This is a genomic window from Enterococcus hulanensis (genome assembly GCF_005405485.1).
Taxonomy (GTDB): Bacteria; Bacillota; Bacilli; order Lactobacillales; family Enterococcaceae; genus Enterococcus_A; species Enterococcus_A hulanensis.
This window is the reverse complement of sequence record NZ_BJED01000004.1, coordinates 173230-188330: the sequence shown is the minus strand read 5'-3', so window position 1 is coordinate 188330 and position 15101 is coordinate 173230. Positions and strand designations below refer to the sequence as shown.

Genomic DNA, 15101 nt, shown 5'->3' with positions numbered 1-15101 from the left:
TGAAAGAATTATGGCAAAAGATATTAAATTTTCTGAAGACGCTCGTGCAGCAATGCTTCGCGGAGTAGACAAATTAGCAGATACAGTAAAAGTAACGTTAGGACCAAAAGGGCGTAATGTTGTTTTAGAGAAATCTTATGGATCACCATTGATCACAAATGATGGTGTGACTATCGCAAAAGATATCGAATTAGATGATCATTTTGAAAACATGGGAGCAAAACTTGTTTCTGAAGTTGCTTCTAAAACAAATGATATCGCTGGTGACGGTACAACAACAGCGACAGTTTTAACTCAAGCAATTGTACGTGAAGGATTAAAAAACGTAACTGCTGGCGCAAACCCAATGGGAATTCGTCGCGGAATTGAAATGGCTACAAAAGCTGCAGTTGAAGAATTGCACAGCATTTCTAAAGAAGTAGATTCAAAAGATGCGATTGCACAAGTTGCTGCTGTTTCTTCAGGCAGTGAAGAAGTCGGCAAATTGATTGCTGAAGCAATGGAAAAAGTTGGTAACGATGGTGTTATCACGATTGAAGAATCAAAAGGGATCGACACTGAATTAGACGTAGTTGAAGGAATGCAATTTGACCGCGGCTACTTATCTCAATACATGGTAACTGACAATGACAAAATGGAAGCTGCGTTAGAAAATCCTTATATCTTGATCACAGACAAGAAAATTTCTAACATTCAAGATATCTTGCCATTGTTAGAACAAGTTCTACAACAATCTCGTTCATTATTGATCATCGCTGATGATGTAGATGGTGAAGCATTACCAACATTAGTCTTGAACAAGATTCGCGGAACCTTCAATGTTGTAGCAGTTAAGGCTCCTGGATTTGGTGATCGTCGTAAAGCTATGCTGGAAGACATCGCAATCTTAACAGGTGCTACAGTGATTACTGAAGACCTTGGCTTGGATCTTAAAGAAGCAACCATCGAAAACTTAGGTACTGCTGGTAAAGTAGTCGTAGATAAAGACAATACTACAATTGTTGAAGGAGCTGGCGACAAAGCAGCTTTGACTGATCGTGTTGAAATGATCAAACGCCAAATCGGTGAAACAACTTCTGACTTTGACCGTGAAAAACTGCAAGAACGTTTAGCAAAACTTGCTGGCGGTGTGGCTGTAGTCAAAGTTGGTGCAGCTACTGAAACAGAATTGAAAGAATTAAAATTGCGTATTGAAGATGCGTTAAACTCAACACGCGCTGCTGTTGAAGAAGGAATCGTATCTGGTGGTGGTACTGCATTAGTTAATGTTATCAAGAAGGTTTCTGAATTAGAAGCTGAAGGCGACATAGCTACTGGTATCAAGATTGTCGTACGTGCATTGGAAGAACCTGTTCGTCAAATCGCAGAGAATGCCGGTTTTGAAGGTTCAGTCGTAATCGACAAATTGAAAAATGCTGACCACGGTACTGGTTTCAATGCTGCATCAGGCGAATATGTAAATATGATCGACACTGGTATCGTTGACCCAACGAAAGTAACTCGTTCAGCTTTACAAAATGCCGCATCTGTCTCTGCATTATTATTAACAACTGAAGCAGTCGTAGCTGACAAGCCTGTTGAAGGTGGAGCAGCTGCTGCACCAGCAATGGACCCATCAATGATGGGCGGTATGATGTAGTATAGAAATTTCTTCTATATAATTACTACTCATTTTGAATCTGAGGATCGTGACTTTATGTCACGATCCTTTTTTGTATTCATAAAATCGCACGTACTGAAAATACATAAATTTAATCTATTGATTTGATGTAAATAAACTATTGGAATTTATCGATTAAATTTCTTACAATGAGCGTAAGAAGGAAGTAGCCTTCCTTGTTCAGAAATTATCAAAGAAATGATTAGACACAAATAGAACGGCAAGCATGAATATGTAGCTTAGAAAAAAACAAGAAGGCTTTCTGTTTAGCCACTTATGTGAAGTTTGTTACATGTCAAAAGTTTTTGATGAGTAAGACGTTCATTTTGAAAGGAGAACCATATGTTAAGAAATTTATTTGATGAGATTCCATTAGCATCCGGCGCAAGTTTTAAGAATCGTTTATTTATGTCACCAATGACGACTCAATCGGCCTTTTATGATGGAGAGATTACCCAGCAAATTATTGATTATTATGCATTTCGCTCTGGCGATGCGGCAGCCGTTATCGTTGAAAGCTGCTTTGTCGAGGATAAAGGACGCGGATTTCCAGGAGCTTTAGGTGTCGATACAGATAAAAAAGTAGCTGGTCTGACGGAATTAGCAACGGCGATCAAATCAAAAGGCTCAAAAGCGATCATGCAGATCTATCATGCGGGTCGGATGGCTTGGCCGGAAATAAATGGCGGGGCGACACCGATTTCCGCGAGTCCAGTAGCTGCCTTGCGGCCAAATGCACCAGTCCCTCGTGAAATGACAGAAGAACAAATTTTAGAAATGATTACGATGTTTGGCGATGCAACTCGTCGTGCGATCGAAGCAGGATTTGATGGAGTCGAAATCCATGGAGCCAACACTTTTATTCTGCAACAATTCTTTTCTCCGCACTCAAATCGCAGAGAAGACCAATGGGGCGGCAGTCGAGAAAAACGTGCGAAGTTCCCATTAGAAGTGATGAAGGAAGTTCAACGAGTAGTCGAAGAGCAGCAGGCAGAGAATTTTATCATCGGTTATCGTTTCTCACCGGAAGAGCTAGAAGAACCAGGAATCCATTTTGAAGATACGATGTATTTATTGAATACGCTTGCAGAGTTGCAACCAGATTACTTCCATTTTTCAATGGGTGCTTATACACGTCCTTCAATTGTTGATTCTGATGATCCAGAACCGTTGATCACTAAGTATTTAGCGCAGCGTTCACCGGCACTGGCACAAATTCCGATTATGGGTGTAGGATCGATCTTACAACGGACAGATGCTGATGATGCCTTGAAATTAGGATATGACCTATTAGCAGTTGGTAAAGGCTTCTTGATTGAACCGAACTGGGTAAATATGATCAAAGACGGCAAAGAAGTCATTGATTATGCGCATGTTAACGCACAGCGCAAACTATTGATACCGACACCGCTTTGGGATTTCATGGCTTACATGGTAATTGATCCGGAAGAAGAAAAACGTAAACATGAACGATTAAAGGAATTACAAAAAGTTAAATTAACCTTCAAGCCGGGAACATATACGGTTGAAGCCAAAGGTCATAATAGTGAACTAGCAATGAATGTGACGTTCTCAGAAGAGCGAATCGAAAAGATCGAAGCAGATCAAAGTAATGAATCAGAAGGATTATCAGATCAAGTGTTTATCCGTTTGCCGCAACAGATCATTGATGGTCAAACGTTGAACGTGGATGTGATCTCTGGAGCATCTGCTTCTAGTCAGGGATTAATCGATGGCGTGGCGGAAGCAGTTGAAATGGCTGGTGCCAGCTCAGAAGTCTTGAAGGCTCGACCTAAACCGACTGTTCAGTGGTCGAAGGAAGTTGTAGAAGAAGAGGCAGACGTTGTTATCGTAGGTTCTGGTGCAGCAGGTATTTCTGCGGCATTACGAGCAGATCAAATGGGATTAAAAACAATTTTACTAGAAAAATTAAGCTTTGTTGGCGGCGCGATCTCTATCAGCGGTGGGAATCAAGTTGTCATGGGATCAAAACTACAGGCAGCTGCAGGTGTTTCTGATGACAGTGCTGAGTGTATGATAGAAGATTTCTTAGCTAACGGAAGCGGCTTGAATGTGCCTGAACTTTTGGCGACTCTAGCTGAAAATGTTGGTGAGACTACTGACTGGGTCCATGAGTATATGGGCGTCGAGTACGATATGAAAAATGGTCTGCATACTTTAGCAGAATATCGTAAAAATCGTGAGTTGGCTTATGAAGATGGCGGGCATGGTTTTGCAGCGAGCGCCAGAAAAGCATTGGAAAGAAGCGGCGTAACGATCTACTTGCAAACGAAAGCGGAAAGTTTATTAACTGACGGCAATGGAAAAGTGACTGGTTTAACGGCTGTCGAAGATACTGGAAAACGACATAATATTCATGCGCAAGCTGTGATTTTAACAACGGGCGGATATGGTAATAATCCAAATCTGTTGAGTCCTGAATTGAACAATATCTTATTCTACGGAACGAAGTCCTCAACGGGTGACGGCATCTTGATGACGACAACACCGGAGTTGAATGCAGCGACCCGTCTGATGGAATATGGAAAAATTTATCCAAATGGTGTAGAAGTTTCACAAGGCTATGCGAAATCTACTATTGGCGGAAATATCGAAGTATTGAAACGCAACGGTTTATTAGTGAACACTTCTGGAAAACGAGTGATCAATGAACGAGCAAGCAACAAAGAAATTTTAGAAGTACTCTTACAACAAGATCCGCAAATGTTGTTCTTATTGATGGATGCCGAACATTTTGAAATTTTTACTGAAGCGGTAGAAGAAGGCGGCATCACAAGAGAAGATCTGGCACGCTGGATCGAAAATGAAGAGGAAACACCGCAAATTTTCCGAGCAGATACATTGGCTGAGTTAGCAGAAAAAGCTGGCATGGAACGTGAAAGTTTAGTGGATACAGTCGCTCGTTATAACGGCTGGGTAGAAAAGCAAACCGACGAAGATTTTGGTCGTCAATTGGAGTTTTTACAAGAAAAAGTTGGCGAAGGCCCATATTATATGATTGAACAAAAACCACGTTTTGCGACTACGATGGGTGGTCTAGTTGCAAATGGCGACTTGCAAGTTTTGAATCGCAATGATCAAGCAATCGAAGGACTTTATGCGGCTGGTGAATTAGTCGGCGGAGTAATGGGAAGTGATTCGCCATCAGGCGCGAATAATGCTTGGGCATTAACCTCTGGCAAATTAGCAGCAGAAAGTGTTCAAAAAACAGTTCAAGTCGAATATGTTATGCAGTAAAAAATGATCCTGAGACGATTGTCTCAGGATTTTTTTCTTTTTTATAAAATTTTTTTCTTCCATAAAAAAACAATTGTTTGATGTGTTAAAATAATCAATGAAAAGAAAATAAATAAGTCGTATCGACTAAAATACGTAGAATAGGAGATTGTTGAATGAAATTAATTGAAACCCCATTAAATAGCAATGTTAACTTAGAAACGCTATATCCTAATCTTACTAAATACTTTTTTGATAAACGACAGGCTGTGAAGCTGCTTAAGCTGTATGCTTATGATCGGACTAAAATCATCTATGCCGATCGTTTTGATACGATCGATCTGTTATTACTAAATCGCAAACGCAAAATCAGCCATCAAGAGGTGGACACGATTATTCATCGTCTATTGAAAGTAGATCGTGAAGCTGTGAATGTAAATATCGGCTACAAAAAACAAATTATGGAAGCTGGTTTGCGGCCAAAAGAAGCTTACAAGGATATTATCGCGATCGAATATAAAGTACCAAAAGAATAAATCATTTAGAAAGACCTCGTGTCTTTCTTTTTTTTGCTTATTTCATACGGACTGCCAAATGATACATGAGTTCGCTGATGGAAATTTCAAGTTCAGCAAGGAGCAAAAGCTACTCCCACAGGACTCTTGTGATATAATGAGTGAAATAGTTCAAATTACTAAAAAACAAATGAGGAGCATGACTATGAAAAAGTTGTACGAAGATGACAGTTTGACACTTCATACGGACCTTTATCAAATCAACATGATGAAAACTTATTGGGAGACTGGTCGGGCGGATCTTCATGCCGTATTTGAGTGTTATTTTCGTAATATGCCATTCGATAATGGCTATGTCATCTTTGCCGGATTAGAGCGGTTAGTTAATTATTTGGAAGACTTAACATTTAGTGAAAGTGATCTGGCTTATCTAGCTGAGGTGGAGAAATATCCAGCAGAGTTCATTGCTTATTTGCGAGACTTCAAATTTGTCTGTACGGTTCGTTCAGCAGAAGAAGGCGAGCTGGTTTTCAGTAATGAACCGATTATTCAAGTGGAAGGTCCTTTATTGCAATGTCAGCTAGTTGAAACAGCACTTTTAAACATTGTAAATTTCCAAACTCTGATCGCGACTAAAGCAGCTCGAATCAAATCAGTGATCGGCGATGATCCATTATTAGAATTTGGAACACGGCGGGCACAAGAATTAGATGCGGCACTTTGGGGAACACGGGCAGCCTACATTGGCGGAGCCGATGCCACAAGTAATGTACGGGCAGGTAAAATCTTTGGCATTCCAGACAGCGGAACGCATGCTCATTCATTAATTCAATCTTATGGTAACGATTATGACGGATTTAAAGCTTATGCCGAAACACATCGTGACTGTGTCTTTTTAGTCGATACTTATGACACGATCAAATCAGGCGTCCCAAGTGCGATTAGAGTCGCACGGGAAATGGGCGATAAAATCAATTTCCTAGGTGTCCGGATCGATAGCGGCGACATGGCTTATATTTCAAAACGAGTACGTCAGCAATTAGACGAAGCAGGCTTCCCAGATGCGAAGATCTATGCATCAAATGATTTAGACGAAAGTACGATTTTAAACTTGAAGATGCAACATGCCAAGATCGATGTTTGGGGTGTTGGTACGAAGTTAATTACAGCATATGACCAACCTGCTCTTGGTGCTGTCTTCAAACTAGTTTCGATCGAAAATGAACAGGGCGAGATGGTGGATACGATCAAGCTTTCTAGTAATGCTGAAAAAGTTACGACACCAGGGAAAAAACAAGTTTGGCGGATTACTCGCAAGTCTGACGGCAAGTCCGAAGGGGATTATGTGACGCTGTGGGATGAAGATCCGCGAGAAGAAAAAGAAATCTATATGTTCCATCCAGTCTATCCTTATATCAATAAGACTGTGAAGAATTTTGAAGCACGGGCAGTTCTTAAAGATATTTTTGTAGATGGAGAACGTATTTATGAGCTGCCAGATTTAGAAACCGTCAAACAAACTGCCAAAGACAGTCTTGATTCATTATGGGAAGAATACAAACGTGACCTGAATCCACAAAAATACCCAGTTGATCTGTCTACCGAATGTTGGAACCACAAAAACAAAATTATGGACCAAGTACGTCAATCTGTGGTAAAAACAGGACAAGAAGATTAAAGGAGTGGATTTTTCATGACGTTGCAAGCAGAAATAATCAAAGAATTAGGGACGAGGCCAACAATTGATCCGCAAGAGGAAATTCGAAAGAGTGTTGAATTCTTAAAAGCTTATCTTAAGAAACATCCTTTTTTAAAGACATTTGTCTTAGGGATCAGCGGCGGGCAAGATTCTTCATTGGCAGGTCGACTGGCTCAGCTTACAATGGAAGAAATGCGTCAGGAAACTGGCGATGCAAGCTATAAGTTTATCGCTGTACGTTTGCCTTATGGGGCACAGGCTGATGAAGCGGATGCTAAAAAAGCATTGGCGTTTATTCAACCCGATGTTAATTTAAGTGTAAATATCAAGGGAGCTGTTGATGCGGAGGTTGCTGCTTTAGAAGAAGCAGGTGTGACCATCAGCGACTTTAATAAAGGAAATATCAAAGCACGTCAACGGATGATCACTCAGTATGGAATCGCAGGCGACAATCAAGGGGCTGTTATCGGAACAGATCATGCAGCAGAAAACATCACTGGTTTCTTCACGAAATTTGGTGACGGCGGTGCAGATATTTTGCCTTTGTTCCGTCTGAACAAGCGACAGGGGAAGATGTTGTTGAAAGAACTAGGTGCCGACGAAGCGCTATATTTGAAAGTACCGACTGCTGATTTAGAAGATGGTAAACCATTGATCGCTGATGAAGTAGCGCTAGGTGTGACTTATGATGACATTGATGATTATTTAGAAGGTAAGCAGATTGACTCAAAGGCACAAGCAACGCTCGAAAATTGGTGGCATAAGACACAGCATAAACGTCATTTGCCGATTACGATTTTTGATGACTTTTGGAAATAGATCGAAAATGAGGCCTAGTGGAGATTTTTCTTCACTAGGCTTCTTTTCGTTAAAATTAGTTGCAGAAATTCTGGTGTTCTTTACATTCCATAGTTTTCTCGCTAAAATGTTTAGGATATAAGTCCAGCTTTTCTTCGCAATAAGGCGTTCTAGCTGACTGAGATATGGGAGGAACATCAAACTTGTTTTTCGCATTTGAAAAATGAGTTTATGAATGGGAGAGATATATGCAAAGACTTCGAAAATTTCCTTGGCGCCAATTTTTAAAAATTATCGGCGTGGTAGGTTTAATTATTGTTTCAAATCTTTTTTTCCAATTAACGCAAAATGAGTTTTCTTTTGATTTAGCATTTAAATTTGCGTTTTCTTGGCATACAGAAAAATTCTTTTTAGGTTGTTTCGTGTTACTTATTTTCTACGGATGGATCAGCAGTTTTCTAGGGTCGTTAAAAACCGGCAGTATCTTTTATACTCTAACGGTGATTGGTGTAGGGATCGCTAATTATTTGAAAATGAAATATCGTATGGAGCCGATTTATCCGGATGATTTGAAAATGATCACGGAATTTGGAATGATTCGCGACATGGTTGGAATTCCTTTGTTCATTCTGTTTATCCTGCTTTTAGCAGTTGGTATCTTTTTGATTGTTTTTAGTATCAGAAAAAGCTTGAAGCTGGAGAAGAAACGGCAGTGGCTGCGCGTAGGTCTTTTTGTCTTAACCAGCGGCTTACTGATATATATCGGCGGGTTTAACCAGCAGGGAAATTTGTTGCGCAAGGCGTATAATAAAACGGCTTTGTGGATTCCTTATAGTCAAAAAATGAACTACTATAATACCGGGTTTATGGGCGGCTTCTTATACAACCTGCCGGTAGAGGCGATGGAAAAACCGGAAAATTATTCAGCGTCTGCTGTTAAAAAAGTAACGAAGGAGTATCAGAACAAAACAAAAGACGCAACTGATGAAAAACCAAATATTGTTTATGTGATGAGTGAAAGTTTCTCTGATCCCGGACGTTTAGACGGAGTAGAAATCTTTGGCGGAGATCCGCTGCAGGATTATCGTGCGGTGGCGAATAAGACGTATAGTGGACAAATGCTGTCGCAAAACTATGGCGGCGGAACAGCGAATATTGAGTTTGAAGCGCTGACTGGTTTTTCTATGGAGCTTTTTAATGCGCAAATGACGACACCTTATACAATGTTAGTGCCGGAGTTTTCTTCGTTTCCATCATTGGTAGGAACTTTAAAAGGGCGGGGGTATGAAACGACCGCGATTCATCCTTATAATACGTCGATGTACAAAAGAAAAGATGTTTATAAAACGTTTGGTTTTGATCAATTTTTAGATGAAAGTACCATGAAGCATACGGATAAGATCGAAAATAATCCCTATATTTCTGATGAAGCTGCGTATCAAGAAATCTTTGATCAATTAGAAAAAAATAAAAAGCCGCAATTTTTGCACCTTGTGACGATGCAGACACATATGCCTTACGAAAATAAATATAATGATCTGCCATATGGTGTACAAGGGGATAATAGTTCTGCGGTAAGAAGCTATTTGCAGGATATCGCTTATAGCAGTGAAGCTTTGAAGGCCTTTTTAGAAAAATTAGATGATTTGCCAGAACGAACGCTCGTTGTTTTTTGGGGAGATCATTTGCCGGGTATTTATTCAGATGCGATCCAAGAAGAAAATCAAGGTCATCAATTACACGAGACGGAATTTTTAATGTATGACAATCGTCATCAATTGAATAACCAGCAAGTTACGACTAGTCCGTTTTATTTTGCGGCTGACCTTTTCCAACAAGGGAGACTTCAACTAACGGGTTTTCAGAGTTTATTAGTCGCTTTACAAAAAGAATTGCCTGCGTTTGAAAAGGGCATGTACTATCAAAGTGGACAATGGTTCAAAGAAGCACGTTTAAATAAGCAGCAAGAAAAGATTTATCAGGATTATCAAATGATCCAATATGACATAACAGCTGGGAAGCAGTACAGCTTAAAAGAAAAATTCTTTGAATAGACAGGTGGACTAAAGGAGCAGGTATGGGATTTAAAAAGAAAGACAATCAGAATTACTATAATCCGTTGCGCCGTGCTATCTTGAATCACCAGATGATCGAACCTGGTGATAAGGTAGCAATCGGCATGAGCGGCGGCAAAGACAGTACGACATTGCTTTATTTGCTGGATCGAATTCGCCGGCAAAGACGTTTGGGTTTTGATTTTGAGATTGTGCCGATTTCTCTCGACATGGGCTTTGAAGGCTGTGACATCACACCCATGAAAGAGTTTGTGGAAAGCCTGGGCTATCAATTAGAGGTCGTCCCGACAAACATCGCTAAGGTCGTTTTTGATATTCGAGAAGAAAAATCGCCCTGTTCCTTGTGCGCGAAGCTGCGTCGAGGAATCTTATACAATCGGGCTAGTGAATTAGGCTGTCAAAAAGTGGCGTTAGGGCATCACGTGGATGATGCATTGGAAACGTACTTTATGAACTTTTTGTTTCACGGCCGGATGAATAGTTTTGAACCGAAAAGCTATTTGACCAAGACAAACGTGACATTAATCCGCCCGATGATCTATTTGGAAGAAAAACAAATCATTCGACTTGTGAAACGCGAAGAATTGCCGGTCATTTTTAATCCTTGTCCTGTGGATAAGAAGACCAAGCGGGAAGAAATTAAAAACTTAGTGACGCGCGTTGCTAAAAACTACCCAGATATTCGAGAAAAGTTTATAATGGGCATGGAACAAGGAACAGCTGAAGATTTTTGGACAAAAAGTCTCTAGTGGAAGCTCTTACAATCGCTTATTTTGAAAGTTAGGATTGTATTCCCGCCTTTTCTCATGCTATAATTCGTTTTGTATTCATGAGGGAGTAACTAGCAGCGCAAGCTGTGGCAACGCCACCAACAAGAAAAGATGTTTTTCTGGTGTTGTCTTAAATAGTGAGACTTATGTATGTGCTTTTCGCATACACAAGTCTATTTTTTTTACTCCCGAAAGGAACACTATTTTAAGGAGGATAATAATGTCAGAAGAGAAAAAACAACAACTGATAAAACCTTTTTACTCAGAAGAAAAAGAGCAGGTTTTAGCAGAAGTTCAAACGACAGAAGATGGGCTGACATCTGCTGAAGCAGAAAAACGCCTAAACGAATACGGTTTGAACGAACTAGAAGAGGGCGAAAAGAAAAGCATGGCCGCTCGCTTCTTAGAACAGTTTAAGGATTTAATGATCATTGTCCTGCTGTTTGCGGCAGTCATTTCCGCCGTTGTTTCTCATGAAGTGGTTGATTCGATCATTATCTTAGCCGTGGTAATCATCAATGCGGTAATGGGTGTGGTGCAAGAATCTAAAGCAGAAGAAGCAATCGAAGCTTTACGTGAAATGTCAACGCCAAATGCCAATGTCTTGCGAGACGGTCATACAAGCTCGGTGAAATCAACGGATCTTGTTCCTGGGGATATCGTTATGCTGGAAGCAGGCGATGTGGTACCGGCCGATTTACGTTTGATCGAAATTGCTTCATTAAAGATTGAAGAAGCAGCACTGACTGGTGAATCAGTTCCAGTTGAAAAAGAATTGATTGTCATTGATGAAGGCGAAGTCGGGATTGGCGATCGCGTTAATATGGCTTATTCAAATAGTAATGTGACTTACGGTCGTGGTAAAGGTGTTGTTGTCAACACTGGGATGAACACCGAAGTCGGAAAAATTGCCGGCATGCTGGCGCAAGCGGATGAAACTGAAACCCCGCTTAAAACCAACTTGAATCAGTTAAGTAAATTCTTGACCTTTGCAATTATTATTATCGCTGTAGTGATGTTTTTCGTTGGGATTTTCTTCAACAATACTTCTTGGGTTGATATGTTATTGACCTCAATTTCATTGGCTGTTGCTGCGATTCCAGAAGGATTGCCTGCGATCGTTACGATCATCCTAGCTCTAGGTACACAGGTAATGGCGAAACGAAACTCAGTGATCCGTAAATTACCAGCCGTTGAAACATTGGGTTCAACAGATATCATTGCTTCAGATAAAACAGGTACACTGACGCTGAACCAAATGACGGTTGAAAAATTATACGTAGATAACCATCAATATGACGCAAACGGTGAAGTTCCTAGCGACAGCATGGCGATGAAAGTCATGAACTATGCTAACGATACTAAAATTGCGCAAGACGGCAGTTTGATCGGTGATCCGACAGAAACGGCGTTAGTTCAATTTGGATTGAATAATAATTTTGATGTACGTGAAAAAGTAGCCGCAGAACCTCGTGTCGGCGAGCTGCCATTCGATTCGGATCGTAAATTGATGAGTACGCTGCATGAAGAAAAAGATGGCAAAATCTTGGTGGCTGTAAAAGGTGCGCCAGATGTCTTGCTTGATCGGACGTCACAAATTCTGTTAAATGGTCAAGTCGTACCAATGACAGACAAAGAAAAACAAGATATTCTAGCTAATAATAAAGACATGGCTCAACAAGCATTGCGTGTGTTGGGGATGGCTTATAAGTATGTCGATCAAGTTCCAGTTGAATTGGAAACCGAAGTCGTCGAAAATGATTTGATCTTTGCTGGCCTAGTCGGCATGATCGACCCAGAACGTGCGGAAGCAGCGGAAGCAGTACGTGTAGCTAAAGAAGCTGGTGTCCGTCCTATCATGATCACAGGGGATCACAAAGACACTGCTGAAGCAATTGCTGCTCGTTTAGGAATCATCGAAAAAGGTGATGACGATTCTGTTTTAACTGGTGCACAATTAAATGAAATGTCTGATGAAGAATTTGCTCAAAAAGTAGAACACTATTCAGTTTATGCACGGGTTTCTCCAGAGCATAAAGTTCGGATCGTAAAAGCATGGCAAAAAGAAGGTAAAGTTGTAGCCATGACCGGTGACGGTGTAAATGATGCACCTGCATTGAAACAAGCGGATATCGGTATCGGTATGGGGATCACAGGGACAGAGGTTTCTAAGGGCGCTTCTGATATGGTCCTTGCAGATGATAACTTTGCGACAATCGTTGTGGCTGTTGAAGAAGGACGTAAAGTCTTCTCAAATATTCAAAAAGCTGTTCAGTATCTATTAGCGGCTAACTTAGGTGAAGTGCTAACCTTGTTTATTGCTACATTGCTAGGTTGGGATACCTTGCTGCCGATCCATCTATTGTGGATTAACTTGGTAACTGATACATTCCCAGCGATTGCTTTGGGAATGGAACCAGCTGAAAAAGATCTGATGCATCATAAGCCGCGTGGACGCAGCTCAAATCTATTCTCCGGTGGTGTCTTCTCAAGTATTATCTATCAAGGTATCTTAGAAGCTGCGACAGTCTTGTTTGTATACTGGTCTGCGATTCAATGGCCTGTTCATACAAGCTATGTTGAAATCCACTCTGATGCGTTGACAATGGCATTTGCTACTTTAGGTTTAATGCAGCTGTTCCATGCCTTTAACGTAAAATCAGTTCATCAATCATTGTTTAAAGTTGGACCGTTCCGCAATAAGAGCTTCAACTGGGCGATCTTGCTATCCTTTGTGTTGATGATGGTCATTATCGTGGTACCAGGATTGAATGATATCTTCCGTGTAGCACATCTTGATTTGTATCAATGGGGAATCGTAATTGGTGCATCCTTTGCGATCATTCCAATTGTTGAAATCGTTAAATTCTTCCAACGAAGCGCACAAAAAGATAAATAAAATAAAACTTCGCATGCGATCAGAAATCGATCGACATGCGAAGTTTTTTTATTTGATCAAAGCATACATCTGCATATCTTTTACTTCACCATTTTTCACTGCGTTTTTCCGTAAAGTCCCTTCGAGTTGGAAGCCGCATTTTTCCAGCACACGACAAGAACCTTGATTCGTTGAGAAAGGCTCAGCGAAAATTCGAATGATGTCAGTTTCGGCAAAAAGATAGTCCGTCAGCTGCTTTACGGCCTTAGTAACGAAACCTTGACCCCAATAGTCCTCGGCTAAATAGTAGCCCATCTCGGCAGTTTGCTGGTGGATGTTTTCACAGCGAAAAGCTCCGACGCTGCCGATCGCTTGATCCTCAGTATTTACGATCGCAAACGCAAATGTTTTTGTTGGGTCCGCAGCAAGCATGTCTTGAATAAATGCTGAACCATCTTTTTCGGTATAAGGCAAAGGCAAGCCGTCTCGTAAGTTGTCTTGAATTTTTTTGTTGTTTAACATTTCCGCTAAATCCTTCGCATCCTCTAACCGCCATTTTCGAATGATGGTATCCATAAACATGCCTCCTAAAAAATTTATTATTTCAAAGGTACCATCAATCCAGACAGAAATGAAGTCATTTCTTAATATTTCTTGAGCCGCTTTGCATATTGAACGAAAATCGGTAAAATGAAGGTATCAAAAGATAGAAAGTAGGAATAAATGAATGCGACCTAATACAGGGTTTTATGCGAGAGAAATTAATGAAATCGTCCAAAATACAGAAAAAATGGGTGAACGTTTACATCCAAGCTATGAAGAAATCCGTACTGCTTTAGATGAAAAGAAAATGGCTGAGTTTGATCAGGAACGTTTATCTGAAATTCACGAATTGTTTAAAGAGGGAACACAGTTCTATCAATTAAATTTAAAAAAAATCGGTATGTTAAAGGCACCAGCAAAAGTAATGGGAAATCATAAGAGCTTTGAGAAAGCTTACGTTCAATACGTGGCCGGTTGTCAAGAAATGACTGACAGTTTATTGCCGGAAGTGAATGAAGAAGCTTTTAATGCGGCTGAAAAAAGACAAGACGCTGCGACTGACACGATTTATAAAACTATTCAAAAAATCACGAACTTGTTATTGAAATAAGCAACAAACTAAAATTCAAAGAGAACAAAGGTTTTCTAATTTTATTATAACGTTATTTTAAATACAAATGGAGAAGGATCGGGTATTATTATCTCATAACCAATAACAACCTTTTCTTTTTCATTGCATTTAGGTAATACTCCTTTAGCACCGATTTGCCGATCGGTGCTTTTTTGCGAGTTCTACTACCAGCTTCAGCTGGTTAAGTAGAATCGTATGCGAAATGACAATAAACATTTTCCTGGTTTTTAGGAAAATGCATACCATGATGTGGAGATAGCTGTCAGTTCTGCTTTTCGCAGTTTTATTAAGTTTG

Annotated in this window: 10 protein-coding genes; 9 read left to right on the top strand and 1 reads right to left on the bottom strand. The window is 40.3% G+C overall.

All coding sequences use genetic code 11. From position 1 onward, the window contains the following. The first annotated feature begins 10 nt into the window (after positions 1–10). The 8 genes from groL (at position 11) to FFR60_RS06090 (ending at position 13653) form a co-directional block, all read left to right on the top strand. Positions 11–1639 carry a chaperonin GroEL gene (groL, locus tag FFR60_RS06125; RefSeq protein WP_088933169.1) on the top strand — a complete coding sequence of 543 codons (1629 nt, stop codon included), beginning with the start codon at positions 11–13 and terminating at the stop codon, positions 1637–1639. Between the two features lie 363 nt (positions 1640–2002). Further along, entirely contained in the window at positions 2003–4918 is a 2916-nt protein-coding gene (locus FFR60_RS06120) for an NADH-dependent flavin oxidoreductase (protein ID WP_137663465.1), read from the top strand. Positions 4919–5073: 155 nt separating this feature from the next. Next, complete coding sequence (locus FFR60_RS06115; protein WP_137663464.1) at positions 5074–5433, top strand: DUF1827 family protein; 360 nt, start codon at positions 5074–5076, stop codon at positions 5431–5433. A gap of 184 nt (positions 5434–5617) precedes the next feature. After that, positions 5618–7090, top strand: coding sequence for a nicotinate phosphoribosyltransferase (locus FFR60_RS06110; protein ID WP_137663463.1), 1473 nt, complete (start codon positions 5618–5620; stop codon positions 7088–7090). 15 nt (positions 7091–7105) lie between these two features. Further along, positions 7106–7930 (top strand): NAD(+) synthase, encoded by an 825-nt coding sequence (nadE, locus tag FFR60_RS06105; protein ID WP_137663462.1) that lies wholly within the window; start codon positions 7106–7108, stop codon positions 7928–7930. A 227-nt stretch (positions 7931–8157) separates the two neighbouring features. Beyond that, positions 8158–9963, top strand: coding sequence for an LTA synthase family protein (locus tag FFR60_RS06100; protein ID WP_137663461.1), 1806 nt, complete (start codon positions 8158–8160; stop codon positions 9961–9963). A gap of 23 nt (positions 9964–9986) precedes the next feature. Beyond that, complete coding sequence (locus FFR60_RS06095) at positions 9987–10733, top strand: tRNA 2-thiocytidine biosynthesis TtcA family protein (RefSeq protein WP_137663460.1); 747 nt, start codon at positions 9987–9989, stop codon at positions 10731–10733. A 241-nt stretch (positions 10734–10974) separates the two neighbouring features. Then, complete coding sequence (locus FFR60_RS06090; protein ID WP_137663459.1) at positions 10975–13653, top strand: calcium-translocating P-type ATPase, SERCA-type; 2679 nt, start codon at positions 10975–10977, stop codon at positions 13651–13653. A gap of 48 nt (positions 13654–13701) precedes the next feature. Here the strand turns inward: FFR60_RS06090 and FFR60_RS06085 are convergent, their stop codons facing one another. After that, positions 13702–14208 (bottom strand): GNAT family N-acetyltransferase, encoded by a 507-nt coding sequence (locus tag FFR60_RS06085; RefSeq protein WP_137663458.1) that lies wholly within the window; start codon positions 14206–14208, stop codon positions 13702–13704. Between the two features lie 151 nt (positions 14209–14359). Here FFR60_RS06085 and FFR60_RS06080 point away from each other — a divergent pair, with 151 nt between their 5' ends. Beyond that, the gene (locus FFR60_RS06080) at positions 14360–14785 is read left to right on the top strand and encodes a hypothetical protein (RefSeq protein ID WP_088933160.1); all 426 of its coding nucleotides are present in this window, start codon (positions 14360–14362) and stop codon (positions 14783–14785) included. Positions 14786–15101 lie beyond the last annotated feature (316 nt).